22 protein-coding genes are annotated in these 25,331 nt (G+C 67.6%); 9 read left to right on the top strand and 13 right to left on the bottom strand.

Annotation, left to right across the window (positions count from 1 at the left end; translation table 11 throughout):
• Window positions 1-21 precede the first annotated feature (21 nt).
• The 4 genes from sufB to ACFQEY_RS09740 all read left to right on the top strand — a co-directional run bounded on the left by sufB (window position 22) and on the right by ACFQEY_RS09740 (window position 3,831).
• On the top strand, window positions 22-1,452 hold the full coding sequence (gene sufB, locus ACFQEY_RS09755) for a Fe-S cluster assembly protein SufB (protein ID WP_379767858.1): 1,431 nt from the start codon (window positions 22-24) through the stop codon (window positions 1,450-1,452).
• A gap of 1 nt (window position 1,453) precedes the next feature.
• Window positions 1,454-2,680, top strand: a complete 1,227-nt coding sequence (gene sufD, locus ACFQEY_RS09750; RefSeq protein WP_379767855.1) for a Fe-S cluster assembly protein SufD — start codon at window positions 1,454-1,456, stop codon at window positions 2,678-2,680.
• A 181-nt stretch (window positions 2,681-2,861) separates the two neighbouring features.
• Entirely contained in the window at window positions 2,862-3,347 is a 486-nt protein-coding gene (locus ACFQEY_RS09745; RefSeq protein WP_379767852.1) for a ferritin-like domain-containing protein, read from the top strand.
• Between the two features lie 43 nt (window positions 3,348-3,390).
• Window positions 3,391-3,831, top strand: coding sequence for a metal-dependent transcriptional regulator (locus ACFQEY_RS09740; protein ID WP_379767849.1), 441 nt, complete (start codon window positions 3,391-3,393; stop codon window positions 3,829-3,831).
• A gap of 31 nt (window positions 3,832-3,862) precedes the next feature.
• Here the strand turns inward: ACFQEY_RS09740 and prf1 are convergent, their stop codons facing one another.
• From prf1 to ACFQEY_RS09720, 4 genes are all read right to left on the bottom strand, one after another.
• Complete coding sequence (gene prf1, locus ACFQEY_RS09735; protein WP_379767846.1) at window positions 3,863-5,113, bottom strand: peptide chain release factor aRF-1; 1,251 nt, start codon at window positions 5,111-5,113, stop codon at window positions 3,863-3,865.
• A gap of 396 nt (window positions 5,114-5,509) precedes the next feature.
• Window positions 5,510-7,318: an arginine--tRNA ligase gene (argS, locus tag ACFQEY_RS09730; RefSeq protein ID WP_379767843.1), complete on the bottom strand. Its 1,809-nt coding sequence runs from the start codon at window positions 7,316-7,318 to the stop codon at window positions 5,510-5,512.
• A gap of 805 nt (window positions 7,319-8,123) precedes the next feature.
• Entirely contained in the window at window positions 8,124-9,056 is a 933-nt protein-coding gene (locus ACFQEY_RS09725; RefSeq protein WP_379767840.1) for an NAD-dependent epimerase/dehydratase family protein, read from the bottom strand.
• A gap of 112 nt (window positions 9,057-9,168) precedes the next feature.
• The gene (locus ACFQEY_RS09720) at window positions 9,169-10,779 is read right to left on the bottom strand and encodes an ABC transporter permease (protein WP_379767838.1); all 1,611 of its coding nucleotides are present in this window, start codon (window positions 10,777-10,779) and stop codon (window positions 9,169-9,171) included.
• A gap of 114 nt (window positions 10,780-10,893) precedes the next feature.
• On the opposite strand from ACFQEY_RS09720, the gene ACFQEY_RS09715 reads away from it, so the two are divergent.
• The 3 genes from ACFQEY_RS09715 to ACFQEY_RS09705 all read left to right on the top strand — a co-directional run bounded on the left by ACFQEY_RS09715 (window position 10,894) and on the right by ACFQEY_RS09705 (window position 13,983).
• Window positions 10,894-11,463 carry a gluconate 2-dehydrogenase subunit 3 family protein gene (locus ACFQEY_RS09715; RefSeq protein ID WP_379767835.1) on the top strand — a complete coding sequence of 190 codons (570 nt, stop codon included), beginning with the start codon at window positions 10,894-10,896 and terminating at the stop codon, window positions 11,461-11,463.
• Window positions 11,460-13,091, top strand: coding sequence for a GMC family oxidoreductase (locus ACFQEY_RS09710; RefSeq protein WP_379767832.1), 1,632 nt, complete (start codon window positions 11,460-11,462; stop codon window positions 13,089-13,091). The genes ACFQEY_RS09715 and ACFQEY_RS09710 overlap by 4 nt, the downstream gene beginning before the upstream one ends.
• Window positions 13,092-13,329: 238 nt before the next feature.
• Window positions 13,330-13,983 (top strand): dolichyl-phosphate hexose transferase, encoded by a 654-nt coding sequence (locus ACFQEY_RS09705; RefSeq protein ID WP_379767973.1) that lies wholly within the window; start codon window positions 13,330-13,332, stop codon window positions 13,981-13,983.
• 309 nt (window positions 13,984-14,292) lie between these two features.
• Here ACFQEY_RS09705 and ACFQEY_RS09700 read toward each other — a convergent pair whose 3' ends face one another.
• The 4 genes from ACFQEY_RS09700 to ACFQEY_RS09685 are packed head-to-tail and all read right to left on the bottom strand — an operon-like array spanning window position 14,293 to window position 20,242.
• Window positions 14,293-16,596: an ArnT family glycosyltransferase gene (locus ACFQEY_RS09700; protein WP_379767829.1), complete on the bottom strand. Its 2,304-nt coding sequence runs from the start codon at window positions 16,594-16,596 to the stop codon at window positions 14,293-14,295.
• Window positions 16,597-16,617: 21 nt separating this feature from the next.
• Entirely contained in the window at window positions 16,618-17,778 is a 1,161-nt protein-coding gene (locus ACFQEY_RS09695; protein ID WP_379767825.1) for an extracellular solute-binding protein, read from the bottom strand.
• A gap of 39 nt (window positions 17,779-17,817) precedes the next feature.
• Window positions 17,818-18,999, bottom strand: coding sequence for an alpha-1 4-glucan-protein synthase (locus tag ACFQEY_RS09690; protein WP_379767822.1), 1,182 nt, complete (start codon window positions 18,997-18,999; stop codon window positions 17,818-17,820).
• A 22-nt stretch (window positions 19,000-19,021) separates the two neighbouring features.
• Complete coding sequence (locus tag ACFQEY_RS09685) at window positions 19,022-20,242, bottom strand: lysylphosphatidylglycerol synthase transmembrane domain-containing protein (protein ID WP_379767819.1); 1,221 nt, start codon at window positions 20,240-20,242, stop codon at window positions 19,022-19,024.
• 288 nt (window positions 20,243-20,530) lie between these two features.
• Between ACFQEY_RS09685 and ACFQEY_RS09680 the strand changes: the two genes are divergently transcribed.
• Both ACFQEY_RS09680 and ACFQEY_RS09675 read left to right on the top strand, forming a co-directional pair.
• The gene (locus ACFQEY_RS09680) at window positions 20,531-20,791 is read left to right on the top strand and encodes a DUF7967 family protein (RefSeq protein ID WP_465261633.1); all 261 of its coding nucleotides are present in this window, start codon (window positions 20,531-20,533) and stop codon (window positions 20,789-20,791) included.
• A 74-nt stretch (window positions 20,792-20,865) separates the two neighbouring features.
• Window positions 20,866-21,426: a rhomboid family intramembrane serine protease gene (locus tag ACFQEY_RS09675; RefSeq protein ID WP_379767816.1), complete on the top strand. Its 561-nt coding sequence runs from the start codon at window positions 20,866-20,868 to the stop codon at window positions 21,424-21,426.
• Window positions 21,427-21,529: 103 nt separating this feature from the next.
• Here ACFQEY_RS09675 and rpsJ read toward each other — a convergent pair whose 3' ends face one another.
• The 5 genes from rpsJ to ACFQEY_RS09650 form a co-directional block, all read right to left on the bottom strand.
• Window positions 21,530-21,838, bottom strand: a complete 309-nt coding sequence (gene rpsJ / locus ACFQEY_RS09670) for a 30S ribosomal protein S10 (protein WP_004048854.1) — start codon at window positions 21,836-21,838, stop codon at window positions 21,530-21,532.
• 3 nt (window positions 21,839-21,841) lie between these two features.
• Complete coding sequence (gene tuf, locus ACFQEY_RS09665) at window positions 21,842-23,107, bottom strand: translation elongation factor EF-1 subunit alpha (RefSeq protein WP_379767813.1); 1,266 nt, start codon at window positions 23,105-23,107, stop codon at window positions 21,842-21,844.
• A 290-nt stretch (window positions 23,108-23,397) separates the two neighbouring features.
• The gene (locus tag ACFQEY_RS09660) at window positions 23,398-24,384 is read right to left on the bottom strand and encodes a homoserine dehydrogenase (RefSeq protein WP_379767810.1); all 987 of its coding nucleotides are present in this window, start codon (window positions 24,382-24,384) and stop codon (window positions 23,398-23,400) included.
• Window positions 24,381-24,977: an amino acid-binding protein gene (locus ACFQEY_RS09655; protein WP_379767807.1), complete on the bottom strand. Its 597-nt coding sequence runs from the start codon at window positions 24,975-24,977 to the stop codon at window positions 24,381-24,383. The genes ACFQEY_RS09660 and ACFQEY_RS09655 overlap by 4 nt, the downstream gene beginning before the upstream one ends.
• Window positions 24,974-25,102: a hypothetical protein gene (locus ACFQEY_RS09650; RefSeq protein WP_379767804.1), complete on the bottom strand. Its 129-nt coding sequence runs from the start codon at window positions 25,100-25,102 to the stop codon at window positions 24,974-24,976. The genes ACFQEY_RS09655 and ACFQEY_RS09650 overlap by 4 nt, the downstream gene beginning before the upstream one ends.
• Between the last annotated feature and the right edge of the window lie 229 nt (window positions 25,103-25,331).

The following is a 25,331-nucleotide window of genomic DNA, read 5'->3' as shown; positions in this document are numbered from 1 at the left end:
GGGAACACGTAACAATACACAATGAGTTCGCACCAAGACAACCTCAAAGAGACCGACACGGAGGCCCGCTTCGAGTTCAAGAAGGAGGAGAAATCCGCCTTCCAGACCGAGAAAGGCCTCACCGAGGAGACGGTCCGCGTCATCTCGGAGGACAAAGACGAGCCGGAGTGGATGCTGGAGCGCCGCCTGCGCGCGCTCGAACAGTTCCAAGAGATGCCGATGCCGACCGACTGGCCCGGGCAGCCGGATCTGAGCGAGGTCGACGTCGACGAGATCATCCCGTACATCCGACCGGACGTCGACGTCCGCGCCGGCGTCGACGACTGGACCGAGCTTCCGGACGAGATCAAAGACACCTTCGACAAACTGGGCATTCCGGAGGCGGAAAAGAACGCGCTCTCCGGCGTCGGTGCCCAGTACGAGTCGGAAGTGGTGTATCAGAACATGCAGGAGCGGTGGGAGGAGAAGGGCGTCATCTTCTGTAACATGGACGAAGCTGTCCAGGAACACGAGGATCTCGTCCGCGAGCACTTCATGACGAAGTGCGTCCCGCCGAGCGACAACAAGTTCGCGGCGCTCCACGGCGCTATCTGGTCGGGCGGTTCGTTCGTCTACGTGCCCGAAAACACCACCGTCGACATGCCCGTTCAGGCGTACTTCCGGATGAACTCCGAGGGGATGGGTCAGTTCGAGCACACGCTGATCATCGCCGAGGAGGGTTCCGAAGTCCACTACATCGAGGGCTGTTCCGCGCCGAAGTACTCGGCGTTCAACCTCCACTCCGGCGGCGTCGAAGTGTTCGTCGGCGAGGACGCTCACGTTCAGTACTCCACGGTACAGAACTGGTCGAAGAACACGTACAACCTGAACACCAAACGCGCCATCGCCGAGAAGGGCGGGCGCATGGAGTGGATCTCCGGGTCGATGGGATCGAAGGCGACGATGCTGTACCCCTCGACGATCCTGAAGGGTCGCGGGGCCTCCGACAACCACATCACCATCGCCTTCGCGGGCGAGGGCCAGGACATCGACACCGGCGCGAAGGTGTACCACAACGCACCCGAGACCAAATCGACCGTCGAGTCGAAGTCGATCGCGAAGGACGGCGGCCGCACGAACTACCGCGGACTCGTCCACATCGCCGACGGGGCCGAGAACTCCTCGACGGCGGTCGAGTGCGACGCACTGATGTTCGACAACGAGTCGACGTCGGACACGATGCCGTACATGGAGATCAACGAGTCGAAGGTCGACGTCGCCCACGAGGCGACCGTCGGGAAGATCGGGGACGAGGACATCTTCTACCTGCAGTCTCGTGGCCTCGACGACGACGACGCGAAGCAGATGATCGTTTCGGGCTTCATCGAGCCCATCACGGAGGAGCTGCCCATCGAGTACGCCGTCGAGCTGAATCGGCTCGTCGAGCTCGAGATGGAGGGCTCGCTCGGATAACATGAGCACGAAAGCAATCGAGAGCCTCTCTGAGGACACGGTACGACGCATCGCCGACGAACGCGACGAGCCCGAGTGGCTCCTCGAGACACGTCTCGACGCCCTTTCGGCCCTGGAGACGGCGGATCTGCCCGACGTCATCCAGACGCCCGGCCGCCGCTGGACCGACCTGGAGGCCCTCGACTTCGAGGCGCTCGTCGATCCGCTGAACCAGTCGGACGCGACCGAGCGGTCGGCCGGCGACGACGAGGTCGTCGTCCTCCCGTTCACCGAGGCGTTCGACGAGTACGGCGACGTCATCGAGGCGAACTTCGGCTCCGTGCTCGACCCCGAGCACAACTACCTCACCGCGCTGTCGGTCGCGCTGTTCACGACCGGGACGTTCGTGTACGTTCCCGAAGGCGTCGATGTCGAGGACGTGACGGTTCGCGCGGAGATGAACTCCCGCTCGCTGTTCAGCCAGACGCTCGTCGTCGCCGAGGAGTCGTCGTCGGTAACGATCCTCGAAGCGATCGAGTCCGGAGAGGCTGCCGACGCTAACGGCGTCGACGGCGACCGGTACTTCTCGAACCTCGTCGAGATCGCCGCGGGCGAGAACGCGACGGTTCAGTTCGGCTCGCTGCAGAACCTCGACGACGACACGTACACCTACTCGCTGAAGCGCGGCGTGACCGACACGTACGCGACGATCGACTGGATCGAGAGCAACTTCGGCTCGAAGCTCACGCGCTCCGACGTCGAGACGGAACTGAACGGCGACGGCTCCGAGAGCCAGATCGTCGGGACGTTCTTCGGCACCGAAGACCAGCACTTCGACATCAACGCCCGCGTCTGGCACCAGGCCGAGCACACGACGGCCGACCTCGTCACCCGCGGCGTGCTCGACGACGTCGCCCGCTCCGTCTACGAGGGGGTCCAGGACGTCGGCGAGGACGCGTGGAACACGTCCAGCTATCAGCGCGAGAACACGCTGATGCTGTCGGACGACGCCGAGGCCGACGCGTCGCCGAAGCTGATCATCCACAACCACGACACCGAGGCGTCACACTCCGCCACCGTCGGACAGGTCGACGCGGAGGACCTGTTCTACCTGGAGAGCCGCTCGATCGACTCGCACACGGCGCGAAACATGCTCGTCGAGGGCTTCTTCGTGCCCGTGTTAGAGGAAATCGCGGTCGACGAGTTCCGCGACGACGTCCAAGAGCTCGTCCTCCAGCGTCTGCAGTAGTCGCGGACGTCTGCGAAGCACCCACTATTCATCGATTACTGTTCTCGATTTTTTCGCATGCGACGGCGGTGAGTCGCTGGTACGCGTTCGAAAGCCGATCCAAGGGGAACTCCTTAAGTCGGACTACGTCCGAGGTCACGTGTATGCGAACGGGCGTATCGACCGGTGACGGGTGGTCGCCGTGAGCGTGAGCCAGCGGATCGCCTCCGACGACCAGCTCGCCCGACTGTTACAGATCGGGATCGTGTTGGAGGAGGTGGTCGAGGCGCGGGCCCACCATCACTACCAGAGCCTCGACGCCGAGTTGGACGAGGAGATCGAGAACCTGCTGGCTGACGCCGCCGAGGAGTCCGCCGAGCACCGCGATCGGCTGGAGTCGCTCATCGAGGGACTCGGCGTGGACAGCGTCCCCTTCGACGAGATCGAGTCGCTCGTCGACGCCCGGTACGGTCGGACGCAACCCGACGATTTCGACGGCGTGTTGTACGACCAGCTGTGCAACGAGGAGACCGCCTACAAGTTCTACGACGACCTCATCGAGGCGATCGAGGCGTCGGACGCGGAGTTCTCGATCGACCGAGAGACCCTCCTCGAGACGCTGCGAACTATCCGCGAGGAGGAGGCGGAGGGCGTCAGCGAGGTCACGGAGGTCATGGAGCGACGATGAACCGGCGTATCGAACCGACGACGAGTGCCGATGGAGGGGACCCGTGAACACCGCAGACCAGTACCTCAAGACGATATACGTCGTACAGAAACAGGAGGACGGCCCGGCCTCGACCGGAGCGATAGCCGACGCCCTCGACGTGAGCCCCGCGAGCGCGAACGAGATGATCGGGAAACTGGAGGAGCGCGGGCTCGCCGAACACGAGAAGTACAAGGGAGTTCGCCTCACTGACGACGGGATCGTTCGGGCACGGGACGCCCTGCAGACGTACTGCATCATCGAGCGCTTCCTCGCGAACGTGCTCGGCGTCGAGGAGTTCCGCGAGGAGGCTCACGAACTCGAGGCCGTCATCGACGACACCGTCGCCGACCGGCTCGACACGATCATCGACCGGCAGCCGGAGTGTCCGGACTGTTTCGACCCCGAGACGGACGCCTGCGCGTGCCTGGAGATCGCGGCTGCTCCCGTCGAGTCGGAACAGTAGGACCGAAGGCGGCTCCGTTTGGGGAGGGTGCTTAGATTCCCGTTGAGTACCGCAGAATACCGGCAATTCCCCCGAACGCGTCGAGTAGCTGTTCGCCCTTCTCGAAGTCCGTCGAGATGAACTTCGTCTCGGTGCCGCGCTGTTCGGCGATGTTCATCAGGTGTTCGATGACGTCGTCGCGCTCCTCGACCGACGCCTCCTCGCCGCACTCGGAGCACTCGTGGTCCGGGGTCGAGTGCCGCGAGTCGACGACTTCGTACTCTTCGTGGCCGTTCGGACACTCGTAGACGACGACGTCCGAACGGAGGTCCTCGGAGATGAGCAGGCGGTCGACCGAGCCCATGATCAGGTTCCGGCGGGTCTGCTCGAAGCCGTAGGTCGCCTCCTCACCGGTGTGGAGTTTCTCGAAGAACTCCTCCATGTTCCGTTTGTCCTCGACGATCTCCTGATCGGCGAGCGCCTCGCTCGCGTTGTCGACGAGATCCTTCAGCCCGGACTCGTCGGTGTACGCCACGTCGAACTTGCCGAGCACCTTGTCCTGCAGTTCGTGGTGGAGGTAGTCGCCGTCGAGGAACTCGTCTTTCGTCGGCGAGGGACCGCCGACGAGGATGCCGTCGAGTTCGTGGCGCTTGTCGACGAAGAGGTCGTTGGCCATCCCCGCGACTTCCTGGTAGAAGTTGTCGATGGCTTCGAGCCGGAGGCGGGCGAACCGCTGGGCGGACTGACCCCCCTTCCGCTGTTTGCCGGGGACCAGCGAGGAGGCGGACTTGACGGGCTCGATCCGCTTGCCCTTCAGCCAGCCGACGTTCGCCTCGCGGCGGTCGAGGACGATGAGTCCGAACAGGCCGGAGTCCTCCAGCATGTGTTCGAGCGGTTCGGTGAGGAACTCGGAGTCGCAGTGGTATCGAAACGACTCGACGGGCTGCGGAGGCGACTCCAGCGTTCGGGTGACCATGTCGGTCTGGCCGCCGCCCGCGTCGATCGCGCCGGAGAAGATCACCATCCCGTTTTCGGGCGGGAAGGTGTCGTAGTAGCGGAGGCGATCCTTGATCGACGTGAGCGCGTCCTGTACGGCCGTCCGGGTCTGCTTGGATTTGATGTTGGACGCCTCGCTGTGTTCCTGGGTGACGTGAGCCACCACGTCGGAGATCTGCCGATCCTCGGGGATGTAGATGGTGACGAGCTGCGTACCGGAGCCCTCGAAATCGCGGAGCTCCTCGATGACCTTGCGGAATTCGTATTTCCGCCGGTCCTCGCTCACCTCTTTGGCGTCGCTACTCATTACCCTAAATACGGCGGCGTGCGTGTAAGTAAGCTTTGACCTCCCCGTCAGAGAGACGATACCGCATCGCACGGATCACTAAACGCACGATTGTATATAAACCAACAGCGGTGGCGCGTGCCTCTGAGCGCCCATCGGGCGCGAAGAGCACGCGCGAGGGAATCGCGACCGAAGGGAGCGACAAGGCTGGGGAGGCTTGAGGCTGCGGTCCCGTGAGCGACCGGAGGGAGCGAACGGGAGCACGGAAGTCGCAGCCCGCACAGCGAACGAAGTGAGCGAGCAGGAGCGTCTTCCGGCGGTGGTGTGCGGTCGGGTGGGCCTCGCGGCTGGGGCTTTGACGGTGTTTGCCGTCAATCCGTCAGTATCCGAGCAAAACCGAAATCGATAGTACCGATCCTACATCGAGTCAGGGGCTTCGACCCCGAGGACGTCGAGCGCGTTCGCCATGGTGTGTTTCGCGGCCGCGACGAGCGCGACGCGGGCGGCGCGGATATCGTCGTCCTCGGCGGTCACGACGGGACACTCTCGGTAAAAGCCGTTGTACGCGTCGGCGAACTCGCGGGTGAACGTGGCGATCGTGTGTGGCTCCAGGTCGTCCGCCGCCGACTCGATCACGGCGGGGAAGCGGGCGATTTCTCGGAGGAGTTCGCGCTCCGCGTCGGTCTCGAAAACGGACGCGTCGACGTCGAGAGCGTCGGCGTCGACGACCCCCTCCGAATCCGCCGTCACGCCCGGCACGTCGACGCCGGCGGCCGCGGCCTCGTCGAGGATGCCGCAACAGCGCGCGTGAACGTACTGGACGAACGGGGCGGACTGCGCCTCGAAGTCGAGCGCGTCCTCCCACTCGAAGGTGATCGCCTTCGCGGGTTGTTTCGAGACGATGTCGTACCGGACCGCGCCGATTCCCACCTGGTGGGCGATGCGCTCGACGTCCTCGTCGGTCAGATCGTCGTCGCGGATGCGATCGTCCATCCGCGTCTCGACCGCCTCGCGGGCGCGATCGATGGCCTCGTCGAGCAGGTCATCGAGCATCACGCCGGTCCCCCGCCGGGTGGACATCTTCCCGTCGGGCAGGTTCACGTACGAGTAGATGACGTGGCCGAGTCGGTCGACGTCGTTGCCGAGCAGCTCCAGGGTCGCGTCGAGCTGGTCGGCCTGCAGCTTGTGGTCCTCGCCGAGCACGGTGACGGCGCGGTCGTAGTTCGCGAACTTCCACTCGTGGTGGGCCAGGTCGCGGGTGGTGTAGAGGCTGGTGTCGTCCGAACGCAGGAACACGAGGTTCTTGTCGATCCCCCAGTCGTCGAGTTCCAACTGCCACGCGTCCTCCTCGTAGACGGCCTGATCGGTCTCCTTGAGCCGCGCGGCGACGTCGTCGGTGGAGCCGTCACGCATGAACCGCGTCTCCTTGACGAACTCGTCGAATTCCGCGGGGAGCCGCGCGAGGCACTCTTTCATCCCGCCGAGCACCGCGTCGACGACTTCGCCGACGCGGTCGTAGGTCTCATCGTCGCCGGCTTCGAGCCCCTGCAGGATGGCCGATATCTCCGCCTCCGCGGCCTCGACGTCGTCGGGGTCCGCCGCTTCCAAGTACGCGTTCCCCTTGCGGTAGTACCGGACGAGGTCGTATTCGGCGCGTTCGCGGGCGGGCCCCTCGTCGAGGTCGGACTCGTCGAAGCGCTCGTACGCCCACGTGAACACGGCCATCTGGCGGCCGGCGTCGTTGACGTAGTAGTGGCGGTCGACGTCGTAGCCGGCGTACGCCAGCAGGTTCGCGACCGCGTCGCCGACGATCGGGTTGCGCGCGCGGCCGACGTGGACCGGGCCGGTCGGGTTCGCGCTCGTGTGCTCCACCACGACCGAGGTGTCCCGGTCGGGGAGCGCGCCATATCCCGCGTCGGGGGCGGCCGCGTCGAGCGTGTCGACGAGGTAGCGCTCGCCGGCGTGGAAGTTGACGTACGGGCCGGCGGTGTCGACCGCGGCCAGGTAGTCGTAGCCGTCGACGTTGACCGCGCTCGCGACGTCGGTGGCCACGCTCGGCGGCGCAGCGCCGACCTCGCCCGCGAGCCGGAAGGCGACGCTGGAGGCGAGCGTCGCGTCCATGTCGTCGGGCGGGCGTTCGATTCCGAGGTCGTCGGTCGGGAGGTCGAGCGAGGCGAGCGCGTCGCCGAGGGCGTCGGCCACCTCCGACCGGAACTGCCTGAACATACCGTCCGTTCGTCGGTCGGCCTAAAAGGCCCTTCCGAAGCGGTTCGCGGAAGGGGACTGGCGAGACGCGCGCTAGATTCGCGGTGGCGCGCGCCGGCGAGCGCTCCTCGGGCGCGAGCCGCACGCGCGAGGGATGCGGTGAGCGACGCGGGCGACCGAAGGGAGCCCCGAGCGAGCCGCGAGGCTGGGGAGGCGTGAGGTGCAGTCGCGGTGCGGGTGGGCGGGGCTCATAGGGGCAGTCGCCGGACCGCGTCCGGGTGTCACCGGGCTTCGCCCGGTTGCCCGAAGGACTGTGTCCCTCGCTGCTAGAGGCGCTCCGCGCCTCGCTGTCGCGAGGACGAAGACGGGCGACGCAAGTAGCGAGAGACCGAAGGTCCCTCGGACAGCCGGCGGCGCAGTCGCCGGCGAGACCACAGGAGCGAACGAAGTGAGTGACGAGGACCGTGGTTCGAAACGGCGAAGCCGTTTCGTCATCGCCGGAAATCAGAGATTTCCGGCTAGCAGACAGAACGCTTTGCGTTCTGACGACATCGCCGGACTACGTCCGGCTAGCAGCCAGAATCCTTCGGATTCTGACAACATTACCGGAACGCATTGCGTTCCGGTTAGCAGACAGAACGCTTTGCGTTCTGACGACATCACGAAAATCTTCGATTTTCGAACGACAGCGAGCCCATCGAGTCGTCGCGACTGGGGCTTTGCAGGCGTGCAACGTCGGTCTCTAGGTAGCTACTTATATGCGAGCGACTGGTATTTTAAATGAGACTACTGCATCTCCATCGTCGACACCAGAAACGTATCCGTCTCAGACGATCTCGTCGATCAGCTCGCGCGCGCTCCGCTGGACGGCCTCGTCGCTCTCGATCGACGGCTCCCAGCCGAGGTCGACGAGCCGCTCGATCGACAGGCGCATCTTCGGCACGTCGCCGGTCCAGCCGCGGTCGCCGCCGGTGTACGCGTACTCGGGGTCGACGCCGAGTTCGTCGCAGACGATGTCGGCGATCCGCGTCACCGAGGTCGTCGTCCGCGTCCCGAGGTTGTAGACGTTCAAGTCCTCGTCGGCGTGATCGACGACGTACTGGATGGCGTCGACGCACTCCGAGACGTGCATGTACGACTTCTCCTGGCGGCCGTCTCCGAGGATCTCCAGCTCGCTCGGGTCCGCGTCCAACTTCTGGATGAAATCGGGGATCACGTTTCCGCGCTGGTGCGGACCGACGATGTTCGCGAACCTGAACACCCAGGACTGCACCCCGTACGAGTGGGCGTGCGTCGAGATCAGCGCCTCGTCGGCGAGCTTCGAGGAGCCGTAGATCGAGATCGGTTCAAGCGGGGCGTGATCCTCCGGAGTCGGGCGAGGTGCCTCGCCGTAGACCGTCGAGGAGGAGGTGAAGGCGAGCCGGTCGACGCCGACCTCGCGCATGCGTTCTAAGACGTTGTACGTCATCGCCGTGTTCGCCTCGAACAGCTCGCGGTCGTCGTCGTAGTTCGTGTCGGTGTACGCGGCGAAGTGGAAGACGATATCGAGGTCGTCGGTGACGGCCTCGGCGACGTCGTCGGGATCGGTGAGGTCGGCCTCGACGAAGCCGGCCCCGTCGGGCACCCGATCGCGCTTCCCCTTCGAGAGGTCGTCGGCGACGCGGACCGTCGCGCCGCGATCGCGGAGTCGCGCGGCGAGGTGGCTCCCGACGAGCCCCGCGCCACCGGTGACGAGTACGCGAGAATCGGTGAGGTCCATACGAACCCGTGAGGCGGAGTCAGGTAAGTACGTGTGGAATCGGCGCGCGAAGCCGGACGGGTCGGGAGTTCGTTCGTCAGCAGGATTCGTGAACGCCGGACTCACACAGTCATCACAGCCCTTCCTCGCCGCCCTCCTGCGCGAGGATGACCACCATGGAGAGCCCGGAGATGACGAGCAGGATGAGCGTGGGGACGACGGCGTACTGGTAGAGCGCCGATTCCTGCGCGCGCCAGATCTGCGTGACGATCGTCTCGAAGCCGGACGGACGGAGGATGAGGGTGACCGGGAGCTCCTTCATCGTCGTGAGGAAGACGAGGGCCGCGCCGGCGACGATCCCGGATCGGGTGAGCGGAAACGTGACGCGACGGAACGCACCCATCGACGACTCGCCGAGGGTGCGACTCGCCTCGACGAGCGTGGGATCGACGCCGAGAATAGCGGTCCGTGCCGAGCCGACGACCTGCGGGAGGAAGCGGACGACGTACGCGAACACCAGAAGCGGAATCGTCTGGTAGAGCCACGGCAGGTACCCCGAACCGAAGTACACCAGCGCGAGCGCTAACACGATCCCGGGCACGGCGAACCCGACGTAGGTCGCGCGCTCGAACAGCGTCGCCAGCGGCGTGTCGTGGTTCGCGGCGAAGTACGCGACGGGGATGGCAGCCAGCGCGGCGGCGACGGCGGCGGCAGCGGCGACCGACACGGAGTTGAGCACCTGAACCGGCTCGAACGCCATCGACGGACGGCGACCGGCGTCGGATCGGAGGAGCCACAACAGGAGGATCCAGAGAGGGACGACGAGCGCGACCGCCGACACCGACGCGGGCAGGAGCGTCGCCGGCCAGCGCCACCGCCCCAGCCGGACGGGACGGTCGGTGCTGCCTGCGTCGTCGCCCGGAGCGCTCCGCTCCGACCGGACCAGCCACTCCAGCGCGAGCACGACGAGCACGACCGCGAGCAGTTGCAGGGAGAGCAGCGCGGCGTAGTCGCGGCCGAACGCGTTGTACTCGACGTAGATCTGCCGCGTGAACACCGGTAGTCGCATGATCGACGGCGTGCCGAAATCGGAGACCGCGTACAGCGCCGCCAGAAGCGACCCGGCGGCGATCGCCGGGCGGATCACGGGGAGCGTCACCCGGCGGAACGCCTCGATTCGGCCGTGGTTCAGCGTCCGTGCCGCCTCGATCAGCGTCGTGTCGAGCGAGAGGAGGGCCGCTCGGGTCGTCAAGTAGACGTACGGGTACGTGTAGAGGGTGATCACGAGGATCGCTCCCGGGAGACCGTACACGTCGGGGATCCGCTCGATCCCCAGCGGCGCGAGCGCGTCGTGGAACTCGCCGCGCGGGCCGAACGCGGAGACGAACGCGAACGCGCCGACGTAGCTGGGCACGACCAGCGGGAGCGCGGCGACGACGGACCAGAACCGGCGGAAGGGGAGGTCGGTTCTGGCCGTCAGGTACGCCAGCGGGACGCCGATCAGAATCGACAGGACCGTCACGCCGGCCATCAGCAGGAGGCTGTTGAAGATCACCTCGGCGGTGTCGGCGCTGAAGAGCAGATCGAGCGCCCGCGAGCGTTCGACGGTGACGGCCTCGATCACCAGCCACGCGAGCGGGAACACCATCGTCGCGGCGATGGCGGCGGACAGCAGCGTGAGTCCCGGCGGTAGTCGGCCGTCGCCGTCGGTCAGAGCGTCGCGGATCCGGCGTGTCCAACTCATGGTCCGGGAAGCGAGATGCTTGGCGGAGGGTGGTCGCACCGACCGTTAGCAGTTCCGATTCCGGCGCGGCTCGGCTCCGACGGATATATTACTTTAGGGCCGCCTAAATCGGTTATGGAACTGACGCGGCGCGACGCCGTGGCCGCGCTGGCGACCCTCGGGGCGGCCGGCGGCGTCGCCCTCGGCGCTCGTCGAGCGCGTGAGGCGTCGGAGGATACGGACGGCACGGCACCCGACGCCGAGGACGGTAGCCCCGCTGATCTCGCGGACGAGGAGGCCGTTCGCGCGGCGATGACCGCGGTCGCGGCGGTCGTCTATCCCGACGCGGTCGACGGCGTCGAGGCGTTCGTCGACCGCTTCCTCGACGGGAGACTCGACGGCTCGGGCCACGCCGAGGGGCTCCGGGCGACGGTCGGCGAGCTCGACGACGCGGCCGTCGCGTGGCACGGCGCACCGGTCGCTGAACTCTCCGCGAGCGACCGAAATCGGCTCCTTCGAGAGGTTGGTGCCGACACCGCCGAGGAGGACCCCGACGGGACGCTCGCCGAGCGGGTTCGGTACTACGTCGTCAACGAGCTGCTGTTGGCGCTGTACGCCTCGCCCACGGGCGGCGAGCTAGTCGGGCTGGAGAACCCGCAGGGCCACCCCGGCGGGATCGAGAGCTATCGACGGGGGCCGCGATGAACGTGGGCGGCGTGGGCGGAGAGGACACTGCGCCCCGCGACGTCGACCGGTCGCCGGTCGCTGACGCGGACGTCTGCGTCGTGGGCGCGGGACCCGCGGGCGCGCTGGTCGCCGACCGGCTGGCCGCCGATCGCGACGTGGTCGTCCTCGACGCCGGCCCCCGATTCGACCCGACTGACCGGGTCGCCCGGCAGGAGCGCGCGATCCGGCCGAGCTACGACCGGCCCGACGTGTGGGATGTGGGCGGCGAGCGCGACGCACACAGCAACTCCGGTGCGTGGTCCTACCCGTTGAACCACGCCCGAGTCAAGGGAATCGGCGGGTCGACGCTCCACTGGCAGGGGATGGTGATGCGACTCCACGAGGACGATTTTAACTCGGAGACCGAGCGCGGCGTCGGCTTGGATTGGCCCATCGACTACGCGGACCTCAGACCGTACTACGCCGAGGCCGAGCGCGAGCTGGGAGTCGCCGGCGGCGGCGGCGTGGACAATCCCTACGCGCCGCCGCGCGAGGAGCCGCACCCGATGCCGCCGTTTGAGCCCTCCTACAGCGACTCGCTGTTCGCGGAGGCGTGCGAGCAGCTGGGGATCGACGTACACTCCGTGCCGAACGCGCGCAACTCCGAGCCGTACGACGACCGGTCCGCGTGCGTCGGCTACGGCACGTGCCAGCCCGTCTGTCCGGCGGGCGCGAAGTACGACGCGACCGTGCACGTCGAGCGCGCGGAGGAGAAGGGCGCGACCGTGATCGATCGCGCGCCGGTCCAGCGGCTGGAACACGACGCCGACCGCGTGACCGCCGCGGTGTACGCGACCCCCGACGGCGAAGCGTACGAACAGACCGCCGACGCCTTCGTCGTCGCCTGCGGCGGCGTGGAAACACCGCGGCTCCTGCTGCTCTCGGAGTCCGACGCGTACCCCGACGGGCTGGCGAACTCCAGTGGGACGGTGGGGAAGTTCTTCATGGACCACCTGTTCGCGGGGGCCGGCGGCGTCCTCGACGAGCCGACCCGGCAGAACCACGTCGGCTTCTACACGAGCGCCTGCGATCAGTTCTACGACGAGGCCGACGAGGAGATCGCTCCGTTCAAACTCGAGTTCTTCAACTACGCCGGCCCCTCGCCCGTCGAGATGGCGCTGACCGGTGACGACTGGGGGGACGAGCTCCTCGATCGCCTCCGCGACGGCTACGGCACCCACGTCGCGATGGGCGGGCTCGTCGAGCAGCGTCCCCGGGCCGACAGCTACGTGACGCTCGATCCCGGCCGAACCGATGATCACGGCAACCCGGTCCCCGAGATCCACTGGAGCGTCGGCGATCGGGCGCTCCGGACCATCGAGCGCGCCAACGAGATCCAGCGGGAGATCCTGGAGGCGCTCGGCGCGGAGGTGGAGTGGGTCGCCGGTCCCGACGCGACCGGCCCCGCCTACCACCACATGGGCACCACCCGGATGAGCGCCGACTCCGAGGCGGGCGTCGTCGACGCCGAGTGCCGGACCCACGACCTCGACAACTGCTGGATCGCCTCCAGCGGCGTCTTCCCCACGAGCGGCGCGATGAACCCCACGCTCACCATCGCCGCGCTCGCGCTGCGCGTCGCGGACGACATCGAGCGCCGGCTCTGACCTTATTTTAGGCAAACCTAAAAATTCAAGTGGGTGGAGCGACCCGTTCGATGTAATGAGCGGATCACTCACCGCGAACGGATCGGCCGGCGACGTCGACGAGACGGAGGACGGAGCGACGACTGCGGCCGGTAGCGACACCGGTGGAACGGCCGACGGCGACGCGGCGACCGTCGGAGACGGCGGGGAGCGCGATCGACCCGACGACCGCTACACCTTCGACGACGTCAGCGTCGTGATGGGGACGTACAACGAGGAGGCGGCGATCGAAGCCGTTCTCTCGGACATCGACGAAGTCACCGGCGGGCGCGCCGAGGTGGTCTGCGTCGACGGCTCGTCGGATCGTACGCCGGAGATAGCTCGCGAGCACGGCGCGCGCGTGATCGAACAGGAGCCGCAGGGGTACGGCGTCGCCGTCCGTGAGGCGGTTCTCGCTCCCGACCGACCGGTCGTCGTCACGACCGACTGCGACGACACCTACCCGATGGAGGCGCTCCCGGAGTTCCTCGCGGCGATCAACGACGGCGCGGACGTCGTCAGCGGCGACCGACTCTACCACGGCGCGAGCGCGATGCCCGCGTTCAACCGATTCGGGAACCAGGCGTTCGCGGCGATCGCGAGCGTCCTGATGGGCGAGCGCGTCCACGACACCACCACGGGGATGCGGGCGTACCGCCGCGAGGTCGTCGAGGGGATCGAGTGGACCGAGAACACCGGCCTCTCCGCGGAGCTCCTGATTCGGCCGCTGATGCGCGGGTACGAGGTCCGCGAGCACCCGATCGACTACGCCGAACGCCTCGGCGAGACGAAACTCGACCCGATCGAGGGCGGTGCCGCCATCGCGAAGTCGATCGTGACCGTCTGTCTCGAAGAGCAACTCCGCCGGCTCTGAGCGTCGAACGATCCAGACGGCGAATGGATACGGTATCCAACACGAATCGTGCAGACCGTCGCCGACGACGCGTTATTTAAAAGACTGCGAGCGTCGGCGTCGACTGCTTATAAACCACCGAGGTGGTGCGGTGGCGTCGCCGGCGGCTTCGCCGCCGGCTGCTAGAGGCGCGAGCTCTCGCGGCTGGGGCTTTGGAGGTGGTCACAGCGCCAGCAGCGATTTATAAGCGAGCGGCTGGGTCAACGGAAGCATCACTCGACGATTCGTCGCGAGCAACGACTTATAAACAGCCCCGAACCAGCCACTACACTAGTCGGTCGTATCGCTCGCCTCGGCGTCCGTCTCGAAGGCGACCCACTCCGAGTGAGCGTCCGGGTCGTCGGGGACGTACGTCCCCTCGGTGCCGCACTGCGTGACGAGTCGACAGACCGAGCGCTCCGGGGGCCAGACGGCCTCGACAGTCTCGTCCGTCGCCCGAACCGTCGCCTCCTGGCGGTAGGTGAACGTCGCGCCCGTGGAGCCGACGAGCGTCACCGTCACGACGACCTCGTCGCCCTCGGTGGCGATGGGAACGGTCGTATTCGGCGCGCCGGCCAGCTGCGCGCGCTCGGGCGTCAGCGACCAGTCGACCGCGATCGAGTCGTCGGGATCGGTCACGGCGTAACTCGCGTGACTGTCGGTGCCGTCGCCCCCCGCCCCGCGCACGGTCTCCACCCGAACTCGCGCGCGCTCGACGCGCTCGGGGACGCCGACGGTCGTCTCGGCGTCGATCCGTTCCCCCTCCCGGCGGTCGAGCGGTTCGAGCTTCGGGGTGACGTGCCGGTCCGGGTCCGGCGTCCACTCGCCCCGATACGCGTACCGGTGGAGGTCGCGGGCGGGATACGCGTCGAGCACAGCGAAGTCCTCGATCGGGTCGCGGTCGAGCGCGTAGACGACCTCGCCGTCCAGCCCGGGATCGTTGCGGAGGGACTGGAACGGGTGATGGAGCCACTCGCCGTAGGGCGTCGGGACGAACACGAGGTCGTCGTCGAACGACGCCGACTCGATCGGCTCGTAGGCCGCCTCGTACTTGTCCGCCTGCGTCGCGTGCCGGTCGAGCGGCTCCTCGACCGCCGTCGCCGCCCCGAAGGCACCGACGAGGAGGAGCAGCGCCGCCGCGACCGCGACGAGCCGCCGCGCGGTCCGTGGGGTGAGGCCGGACGCGATCCGCTCTCTGATCCGGGCGAGCGCGCCGCCGACGGCGACGACGGCGACCCCGCCGAACACCGACAGCGGAACGAGTAGGTCGAAGTGGTAGAACGGACCGAATCCAGCGACGAGCCCGTCCGTCGGATCCGAGAACGTCGCGAGGAGGTTGTTCGTCCCCCAGAAGAACAGGTTCCCGAGGATCACGGAGACGACGACCCCGCCGAGGAGGTATCCGGCGGTGCGCTCGAACCGAGGATCGGCGGTCGATATCGACGAGCCCAATAAGCCCGACGAGCCCAATGAGCCCGACAACCCCGCCGACCGTGACGTCCCGGAGCCCAATCCGGCGAGCGCGCGGTTCCCCAGCCGCCACCGCCGCGCGGCCAGCGCGCCGCCGGCGAGCGCGAGTGCCGTCCCAGCCGGACCGGCGACGACCCAGCGCGTCGCGAGGTACCACAGCGCGTAGCCGTTCGATCGGAGCGCCAGCTCCGGCGTGTAATCGACCGAGTGGCCGAGGATCCGACGCTCGCCGAACCCAGGGCCGTCCATCGGGGCGAACGCCTCGTACGGGAACGTGAGCGGCGAGCCGGTGATCCGAAAGTTGTACGCGAGCGTGACGCCGACGAGCAGCGTCCCGAACAGCGCCGTGAGCCCGTGGCGGCGCATCGGGCCGGAAAGCGGGAGCGACAGCGCTCCCGCCTCTCGGATCGACGACGCGACCCGGACCAGCGCGTGGATGATGAACGGCGCGGCGAACAGCACTGCCGTGAACGGCCGGGCGAAGAAGGCGAGCCCGATCGCGACCCCCGCGACCCCGGCGAGCGGGAGCGACCGGTCGCGGACGCTCCGGAGGTACGCGACCGCGAACAGCAGGTTCAGGAACGTCGTGGGCGCGTACGGGAGGAACACCGAGGAAGTGACGATCGCCATCGGCGAGGCCGCGAAGAGGACGGCGGCCGCGAGACCCACCCGCCGATCGAAACTCAGCGAGCCGAGAAGGTACACGAGCGCGGCGTTTCCCGCGGCGACGACCGCGAGCGTCGCCCGCGGTTCGTCGAACAGCCCCATCGAGAGGGCGTACATCGCCGCGGGGACGGGGCTGTACTTCGGATAGAGCCGGCCGCCGTCCTCGATAAAGAACCACGGATGGAACGCGTCCGCGAGCGCCCCGGCGTGGATCTCCAGCTGTCCGGAGAGCAGCAGCGCGGCCTGCATGAGATACACGCCCTCGTCGTGGTTGACGGAGTGGTTTGCGAAGAGCGTCGCGGCGAGGACGAAGGTGAGGCCGCCGGACGCGACCGCGACGAGCGCGGCCGCGACGGTCAGCCGATCGGCGCGAGCGATCCGATCGCGGCCGTGGCTCCCGAAACGACGCGCGAGCCGACGGATCCGGGGGAAACGACGGGAGTCCGAGGGGGGCGACACGGTGGATCGAGGGGTGCGCGCCTACACCTCGACGCCGGCGTCCCGCATGAGGTCGATCGTGGGTTCGAGATCGGACAGCTCCGTCAGGTCGATGTCGGGGACGTCGAGCTCGTCGATGGTCGGCAGGTCGCCGATCGGCTCGACGTCGGGGATGAGCGGATACTCGAACGTCGAACGGGCGAAGTAGTCCTGCGCCTCTGCCGACAGGAGGTGTCGAATGAAGTTCTCCGCGAGAGCGGCGTCGTTCGCCGTGTCCACGACGGCCGCGCCGGCGACGTTGAACACCGCGCCGGCGTCGCCGCTGGTGAACGCGGTGGCGATCGACGCGTCGGGGTTGCCGTCGAGGACGCGCTGGATGTAGTAGTGGTTCGTGAACGCGGCGTCGATCTCCCCGTCGGCGATCCCCTGACAGGTGGCGAACTCGTCGTTGTACGGGGTGATGCCGGACTCGACGACGGCTTCGAGCCACTCGCGCGTTGCTTCCTCGCCCTCGATGAGCCGCATCGCGGTGACGAACGCCTGACACGATCCGTAGGAGGGAGCCCACCCGAGGGAGCCGTCGAACTCCTCCGGAAACGCCATGATGTCGCTGGGGACATCCGATTCGGAGAACTCGTCGGTGTTGTAGGGGATGGTCCGCGCGCGACCCGACGTGCCGATCCACTGCTCGGTGGTGAACTCGGACCGAACCATGTCGGTGATCTCTGTGGAGAGAGACTGCGTACGCCCCTCGTTCGCGAGCGCACCCAGTGACCCGGCGTTGACGGAATAGAACACGTCGGCCGGCGATCCGTCGCCTTCGTTGACGATCGCGTTCACGTGGTCGGTGGAGCCGGCGTACCGGACCGTGAGCTCGAAGCCGTCGTACTGGTCGTCGATGTAGTCGACGATCGGGCCGACGAGGAACTCGTTGCGACCCGAGTAGAGGGTGAGCTCGCCCTCCAGGTCGGGCATCTCCGCGATCGGCGTTCCGCCGGGTAGTCCGCGACCCTCGCGTCCGGAACCGATCTGCCCGATGGACGATTCGGCGTCACCGCCGTCTCCGCCGTCACCGCCGCCGCCGGCGTCGTCGCCGTCGCCGCCGCCAGTACATCCCGCGAGACCGGCGACACCGAGCGCTCCCGCCGCGGCGAGGAACCGCCGTCGACCGGTTCCGAACCGACTGTCGTCGTTTCTCGTCATGTGTTTTAGGCTTGCCTAAACGAACTTAGTCGTGTCGGTTCAGTCGTCGGCGAGCGCCGGCGTCCGGCGGAGCGCGTCGAGGCAGTCGAGCCAGTCCCGCATGTGTTCGCCGACGTGCGTGAAGAACGCGCCGTTCCGGTACTCGTCGAACTCACCGTCGGCCAGCCGGTCGGCCATCGCAGCGTACACAGCGGCGTAGTCATCGGCGTCCGCGCCGGCGTCGCGGATTAGCTCCCAGAGGTGCTCGTTGAGTTCGAGCCCGGCGACCTCGTTATGGAGGTCGTCGAACGTCGAGCGCGGGGCCTTGTTGTGCTCGCACAGCGGCCCGCCGTTGTAGACGCGCGTGCCGAGCACGTCGCAGGCGCGTTTCAGGAACACGCCGCTCCAGATGTCGTCGAACCGACCCACGTCCCACTCGTTGTCGTCCATCGGGAGCTGGTAGAAGGCGGGAATCACCTCGCGACGGAAGGCGAGGTTCATCGAGCAGACCGTGAGGTAGTTGCCGCGCGCGGCGACGAAGTCGTCGGCGAAGTCGTCGGCGGTCGTCCGGGTCTGCGCCTGTCCCTCCAGATCGCCGTCCATCAAGATTCTGACGGCGTCGAGGTCCGGGACGTTCGTCCACAGCCCCTGCGAGGCGACGACCTCGCCGGATTCGATTTCCACCGCGTCCGTCTCCACCGTCTCGTCCATCGCCGAGTACGGGTACCCGCGGGGGTACAGGCCGTGCTCGTCGGCGTTCTGGTAGAGGACGTTCACCCAGTCCTCGTCGGAGCTGACGCGCTCGACCTCGCCGCCGAACGCGAGGTTCTCCATGTGCCGACCGAAGTAATTCTCGTCGTCGTGGGGGAGCGTGTCGTCGTCGATGAACAACCCGTACTCGAACGATTCATCGGTCCACATGTAGAGGAGGCCGAAGCTCGTCTCGGCGTGGCTCGCGGCCGGGATGACGTGCCCGTACTCCGAGATACCGTTGGCCTCGTACCACTCCTCGCGGCGGCCGCCGTCGAAGACGTCGCCGGAGACGTCGAGGTCTGAGAGCATCGCGCGCATCTCGTCCGCGTCACAGAAGTCCTCAGTGACGAGCACGAAGTGGAGCCGCGAGACGTCGAACCCGTGCTCGCGGGCGTTTTCGACGTACGCGCGGACGCATTCGTACTCCCGGATCGTGGGGACGATCACGCAGATGTCCCCGCTCGCGGCGGCTGAGCGGCGTTCTTCCATGGTCTGATGTTTTTAGGCTTGCCTAAAAATCTGACGGTCCGGGACTCGACGATTCGCTCTCGCCGGACGCGTTCGTCGCCGTGTCGCCGGCGACGCTCCCCGGTTCGGACTCTCCGACGACGCTTCCGCCGTCAGCCTTCGCCGAAGGGGTCGGATCGATGTCCGTCGCGGAGCCGGCCGTGGGCGAAAGGCCGAGCGCGAGCGCCGCGACCCCGCCGCCGGCGAGCGTGACCGCGTTCTTCAGCGCGTGGTCGAGGATCGCCGCCGCGAGCGCCGTCTCGACGGGCAGGCTCGTCGCGCTCACGACGAGGCCGGTGAACGCCGCCTCGTAGAGCCCGATCCCGCCCTGCGAGAGCGGGAGGACCTTCGCGAGATTGCCGACGCTGACCGCGAGCGTCCCGACGACGAGCAGCGTCGGCGTCGGAACGAACCCCCCCATCCCGCCCGTGAGCGCCGCGAGCACGAGGACGGCCGTGAGGACGTCGAGCGCCCAGACGACGCTGCTCCAGAGGAACACGGCACCGAGACGTCGGGGAGCGGCGGCGACGACTCGAACCGACGACCCGAATCGGACGGCCGCGCCGACGGCCCGAGAGGGTCGCGGCCGATCGACCCGGGCACGGAGCGCGGGACCGAAGCGCCGGTCGCTCCGGGCGACGGCGACGGTCGCGATCGAGAGGATCGCGGCGACGGCGGCGATACCGGCCGCGGCCGCGAGCGCGGTGGACGGGGCGACAGCGCCGACCGACTCACCCGACCCGGGTGACCGACCGGTCGGGAGCAGGAGCGCGAGCGCGACGCCACCGAGGACGCCGATCGCCACGAGGTCGAAGGCGCGCTCGACCGCGAGCGAGGCGACGCCGGTCGGGTAGGGCACGTCGCGCCGCTCCTTGAGCAGGTACGCGCGAACCCCGTCGCCGGCCCGCGCGGGGATCGCGAGGTTCGCGGTCTGGCTGGCGAACACCGTCGCCGTGAGGAACCCGGTTCGACAGCGCCGTCCCATCGCCGCGAGCACGTCGGCGTACCGACGCCCGCGGACCGGCCACGAGAGCACGTAGACGACGAGGGCGGCACCGAGAAGCACGGGGTCCGCCGCAATCGCCGCCGCGACGACCGCGTCGGCGTCGAGGGTTCGGACCATGACGGCGACGCCGACCGCGAGAACGGTGAGCGTCCCGACGACCGTGAGCCGTTCCCTCGAAAGGTGACCCCGGATCCGACCTCGAACGCGGCCGTCAGTCATCGGCCTGTCGCCGTTCGACGGCGTTCGAAGGGGCGTTCAGCGTGCATACGTTGATTTAGGTCGGCCTAAATAACTTAACGCTGACGGTCCGCGTCGCCTCTGGCGGGAGGCTCGAATCGTCCCGCCGGAAATCGTTTGTGTGTAGAATTCGAATTACAACGCATGACCGAGATCGAGTTCGACAATGACGCCGAGAGCGACGCCGGTGTCGAGAGCAATGCCGAGAGCGATGCCGAAAGCGACGACGACACCGACGCCGAGAGCGATGCCGACACCGACGCCGAATCCATCCGGATGTGGCTCGTCGAGCGCACCTACTCCGACGACGAGCAGAACATGGTGATCCTCACGTACGCCACCCTGGACGGCGGGCGGTACTTCCGCAAGGAGCGGGCGCTCACCTCCTTCACCGACGTCCGCGACACGACGGCCGCCGTCGACGCCGATCCCGAGAACGTCGGCGCGGTCGACGACCCGGCGGACCGCGAGCGGTACGCCGCCGAGGCCGAGCGGATGAAGCGGGCCCACGATCCCGACGACGTGATCTGAAACCGTCGGCCGTACCGAACGACCGCGTGAACAGCGCGATCGCGTTAAGTCGACGGAATGCGAATGGTCGTCCGATGCGCGCCACGATCGAAACGCTCGCGATCGCGTCGCTGTTCGTGATCGCGCAGGCGGCGCTGAGCGTCGTCGGACTCGCGGGGATGTTCGCGCTGTCGACGCCGCTTTCGCTCGCCCCGTGGACCGTCGTCACCAGCGTGTACGCCCACGGGTCGATCGGCCACCTGCTGGCGAACGCGATCGCCCTGCTGCTCGTCGGCCCCCTCGTCGAGCGACGGACGACGCGACTCCGATTTCACGCGTTCGTGGTGACGACCGGCGCGCTCGCCGGGATCGCGCAGGTGACGCTCGGTGGTCTGCTCGGTCCCTCGCCCGCCGTGTTGGGACTGAGCGGCGCGGCGTTCGCGCTCGGCGGCTACCTCCTCGCGGGAAACGTCGTGAGCGCGACGCTGTTCGACCGCCTGCGGCTCTCCGCCCGAGCGCAGTTCGCGCTGTTCGGACTCGCCGCCCTTCTGTTGACGGCGACGACCGCGGCACCCGGCGTCGCGCTGATCGCGCACGCCGTCGGGGCGTTCTCGGGCCTCGTGGCCGGACGGGTCGGGCTGTTGGACGCTCGGTGAGACCACGGAGGCGACCGCCGAGCGCCGTTAACGGAACGACGGCGACGGCGGGCGCTATCGGGGAAATAAAACGAAGAGAGCGTGTGAACGGACGCCCTAGCGCTTAGTCTTCGAGAACGATCTCGATGCTGACGTCGTTGGGCACCTGGACGCGCATGAGCTGACGGAGCGCGCGTTCGTCGGCGTCGATGTCGATCAGACGCTTGTGGACGCGCATCTCCCAGTGCTCCCACGTCGCCGTCCCCTCACCGTCCGGGGACTTACGCGACGGGATCTCGAGCGTCTTCGTCGGCAGCGGGATCGGGCCCGACAGGGCGACCCCCGTCGAGTCCGCGATCTCGCGGACGTCGTCGCAGATGTCGTCGAGGTCCTCGGGGCTCGTGCCGGCGAGGCGGACGCGTGCCTGCTGCATCGATTATCGCTCGTTGACTTCGAGCACCTTGCCGGCCGCGATGGTCTGACCCATGTCGCGGATGGCGAAGCTGCCGAGTTCCGGGATCTCGCCCGACGGCTCGATACTGAGCGGTTTCTGGGGACGCACGGTCACGACCGCGGCGTCGCCGGACTTGATGAAGTCCGGGTTCTCCTCGGCGACCTCGCCGGACGACGGGTCGATCTTCTGGTCGATCGACTCGATCGTGCAGGCGACCTGCGCCGTGTGGGCGTGGAAGACGGGCGTGTACCCGGCCGTGATGACGCTGGGGTGCTGCATGACGACGACCTGCGCCTTGAACGTCTCCGCGACGCTCGGCGGGTCGTCGGCGGGGCCACAGACGTCGCCGCGGCGGATGTCGTCCTTGCCGATGCCGCGGACGTTGAACCCGACGTTGTCGCCGGGCTCGGCCTTGGGCACTTCCTCGTGGTGCATCTCGACGGTCTTCACTTCGCCGCCCACGTCGGACGGCTGGAAGGAGACGTTGTCTCCCGTGTTGAGGATGCCGGTCTCGACGCGTCCCACGGGGACGGTCCCGATACCGGAAATGGTGTAGACGTCCTGGATGGGGAGTCGGAGCGGCGCGTCCGTCGGCGGCTCGGACTCCGGCAGGTCGTTGAGCGACTCCAGCAGGGTGGGGCCGTCGTACCAGCCCGTGTTCTCGGATTCCTCGGAGATGTTGTCGCCCTCGAACGCCGAGATTGGCACGAACGTCGTGTCGTCGGTCGCGAAGCGGACCTGGTTGAGCAGGTTCTTGACCTCCTCGACGACATCGTCGTACGTGGATTCCTGGTAATCGACCAGGTCCATCTTGTTGACGCCGATGATGAGCTCGTTGATGCCCAGCGTGCGGGCCAGGAACACGTGCTCTCGTGTCTGGGGCGCGACACCGTCGTCGGCTGCGACGACGAGCACCGCGTTGTCGGCCTGCGAGGCACCCGTGATCATGTTTTTCACGAAGTCACGGTGGCCCGGACAGTCGACGATGGTGAAGTAGTAGTTGTCCGTGTCGAACTCCTGATGGGCGATGTCGATCGTGACACCACGCTCGCGCTCCTCGGCGAGGTTGTCCATCACGTAGGCGAACTCGAAGCCGCCCTTGCCCTTCTCCTCGGCTTCCTCGCGGTGCTGCTCGATTACGTGCTCGGGGACGCTCCCCGTCTCGAAGAGGAGGCGACCCACGAGCGTACTCTTGCCGTGGTCGACGTGGCCGATGATGGCCAAGTTCTGGTGCGGTTTGTCACTCATGGGGTAATCACGCGCTAAGGCGCTCTGTGAGTAAGTTTCGGTAGATTCCACTAAAACGGTTTCGATACGGACCACAGATGATCGCGACGCCGTCGGGCGATTCTCGACAACGCGGATCACGAGAGAACGACACACGGTCCGGAACAACGTAACGGGGGATTTCCGTTACCGCGTGACGCAATCAGCCTCCGAATACCCTACTCCAACCGACGTCAGCCTCCAAATACCCTACTCCAGCCGACGTCAACCTCCGAATACCCTACTCCAGCCGACGTCAACCTCCGAATACCCTACTCCAGCCGACCGACATCGCCCAGCACCGCGCTGGCCGTTTCCGGGCCGCCGGCACCGCGTCCGGAGATGTTGAGCCGACCTGCGTGAGACGTCTCGATCTGGACGATGTTCTGCGTCCCGGAGACCGCGAGCGTCCCGTTCTCGGGGACGAGCCGCGGGGCGACGCGGACGGTTTCGCCGGTCGCCTCGCCGATGAGTCTGACCGTTCGTCCGTCCTCTGCCGCGAGCCGGAGGGCGGAGCCCGGCACGTCGCGAATCCCCTCCACGTCGGCATCTGCAAGCGAGAACTCCCGAGCGTCGGCGGGGTCGTCGGCCGCGCCGAACGAGAGCACGTTCGCGAGGATGACGCACTTGAGCGCCGCGTCGGTCCCGTCGACGTCGAAGGATGGGTCCGCCTCGGCGACGCCGAGGTCCTGCGCCTCAGCGAGCACGTGATCGTAATCGAGCCCCTCGGCGGCCATCCGGGTGAGGATGAAGTTCGCCGTCCCGTTGAGCACGCCCCGCACCGCCGTGACGTGCCCGGGCTCGATGTCCTCGACGGTCGACACCGCGGGGATCGCGCCGCCGACGGTCGCCTCGAAGCGGATGTCGCCCTCGCTGTCGTCGACGGCCGCGCGCAGGTCGCCGAACCGCTCAGCGACCGGCCCCTTGTTCGCGAGCACGGCGTGTCGATCGCGTTCCAGCGCGGTCGTCACGTGCGAGAATCCGGGCTCCGCGTCGCCGAGCGTCGTCGGGGTCGCCTCGACGAGGACGTCGTAATCGGCCGCGAGCGCGTCCGCGGGCTCCGCGTCGCCGACGATTCCCCGTTCCGCCTTGCGGGCCACCACTGCATCCGGGTCGACACCGGAAGCTCGGCCGTCCGTCCCGTCCGCGACGACCGCGGTCGAGGAGTCCGCGGCCGCGACGACCTCGTGGCCGTACTCGCCGGCGAGCTCGACCACGGATCGACCGACCGCGCCGGCCCCGATGACGGCGAGTTTCACGTGTCCACCCCCGTGAGCGGCTCGACCAGACGGAGCCCCTTCTCGTCGGACAGATCCCGGACCGCGCTGAGCGCCGCTTCCGTCTCCCCGGCGCGCGCCTCCAGTCGAAGCCGTGCGCTCGACGCCTCTTCGGTCCCCTGGGGTGCCGCCAGCGACACGTCGGCGACCGACGCCGACTCGCAGGCCTCGATCCGCGAGAGGGTGTCCGAGAGGTCGGTGTCGATGAGGTGGCCGAACAACAGCAGCGTCACCTCCTCGGCGTACCGCTCCGTCCCCGCCTGCATCACGTTCACGCCCTCACTACGCAGGGCGTCGACGATCCCCTCGAAGCGCTCTTGGGTCGCCTCGAAGTCGACCTCGACCGGGATCCGTCCGCGGGGGGTCTTGTTCCCGCGTTCGTGGTAGATCGAGAGGAGGTTCCCGCCGTTGTCCGCGATCGGATGGAGCGCCGCGAGCAGCTGTCCGGGCTCGTCGACGAGCTCCAGCCGCACCGTGTGCGTCGACGGGGTCGCCGCGGCGCGACCGCCGTCGGGCGAGGTGTCGGCCCCGTCGACGTCGACTCCCTCGGGCACGCCGTCGCGATCGTCGCTCACGCGATCACCCCCGTCGCGGGAGCGGTCCTGACTGTACCGGTCTGGCACGTCCCTGTCGGCGGGGCGGAGCGGTCGCTTGCTGGCTCCGTCGCGATGCGCCGAGCGGGAGTCGTGCCCGTCTGCATACCTCAAAGCAGTCGGACGATCCGGTATAAGCCTTCGGCGATGGCAGGCGTTGCCTCGCTTTCGAGTGTGTCAACTCACGGCACAGATTGTGAGAGTCGAGAGCGTCCGAAGCGAGAAATGTGAGGAGGTAATCGAAGAACGGGATGAAGGAGGAGCGAAGAACTGGGTTGGGAGAAGCGAAAACAAAACGAAGAGCCGCTGGGAACCGATTCGAACCCGAGCCGGTCG

Source organism: Halorubrum trueperi (genome assembly GCF_042662525.1).
GTDB lineage: Archaea > Halobacteriota > Halobacteria > Halobacteriales > Haloferacaceae > Halorubrum > Halorubrum trueperi.
Note: the sequence above shows the minus strand (reverse complement) of the source record. Positions and strands in the feature narration are given on the sequence as shown.

Excerpts from the sequence above, each read along its gene's own strand:
- sufD (WP_379767855.1), top strand. The coding sequence starts at position 1,454 with ATGAGCACGAAAGCAATCGAGAGCCTCTCTGAGGACACGGTACGACGC.
- sufB (WP_379767858.1), top strand. The coding sequence starts at position 22 with ATGAGTTCGCACCAAGACAACCTCAAAGAGACCGACACGGAGGCCCGC.
- argS (WP_379767843.1), bottom strand. The coding sequence starts at position 7,318 with ATGTTCAGGCAGTTCCGGTCGGAGGTGGCCGACGCCCTCGGCGACGCG.
- ACFQEY_RS09650 (WP_379767804.1), bottom strand. The coding sequence starts at position 25,102 with ATGCAGACGGGCACGACTCCCGCTCGGCGCATCGCGACGGAGCCAGCA.
- rpsJ (WP_004048854.1), bottom strand. The coding sequence starts at position 21,838 with ATGCAGCAGGCACGCGTCCGCCTCGCCGGCACGAGCCCCGAGGACCTC.
- ACFQEY_RS09715 (WP_379767835.1), top strand. The coding sequence starts at position 10,894 with ATGGAACTGACGCGGCGCGACGCCGTGGCCGCGCTGGCGACCCTCGGG.
- ACFQEY_RS09720 (WP_379767838.1), bottom strand. The coding sequence starts at position 10,779 with ATGAGTTGGACACGCCGGATCCGCGACGCTCTGACCGACGGCGACGGC.
- ACFQEY_RS09710 (WP_379767832.1), top strand. The coding sequence starts at position 11,460 with ATGAACGTGGGCGGCGTGGGCGGAGAGGACACTGCGCCCCGCGACGTC.
- ACFQEY_RS09705 (WP_379767973.1), top strand. The coding sequence starts at position 13,330 with ATGGGGACGTACAACGAGGAGGCGGCGATCGAAGCCGTTCTCTCGGAC.
- ACFQEY_RS09695 (WP_379767825.1), bottom strand. The coding sequence starts at position 17,778 with ATGACGAGAAACGACGACAGTCGGTTCGGAACCGGTCGACGGCGGTTC.
- prf1 (WP_379767846.1), bottom strand. The coding sequence starts at position 5,113 with ATGAGTAGCGACGCCAAAGAGGTGAGCGAGGACCGGCGGAAATACGAA.
- tuf (WP_379767813.1), bottom strand. The coding sequence starts at position 23,107 with ATGAGTGACAAACCGCACCAGAACTTGGCCATCATCGGCCACGTCGAC.
- ACFQEY_RS09675 (WP_379767816.1), top strand. The coding sequence starts at position 20,866 with ATGCGCGCCACGATCGAAACGCTCGCGATCGCGTCGCTGTTCGTGATC.
- ACFQEY_RS09690 (WP_379767822.1), bottom strand. The coding sequence starts at position 18,999 with ATGGAAGAACGCCGCTCAGCCGCCGCGAGCGGGGACATCTGCGTGATC.
- ACFQEY_RS09725 (WP_379767840.1), bottom strand. The coding sequence starts at position 9,056 with ATGGACCTCACCGATTCTCGCGTACTCGTCACCGGTGGCGCGGGGCTC.
- ACFQEY_RS09685 (WP_379767819.1), bottom strand. The coding sequence starts at position 20,242 with ATGACTGACGGCCGCGTTCGAGGTCGGATCCGGGGTCACCTTTCGAGG.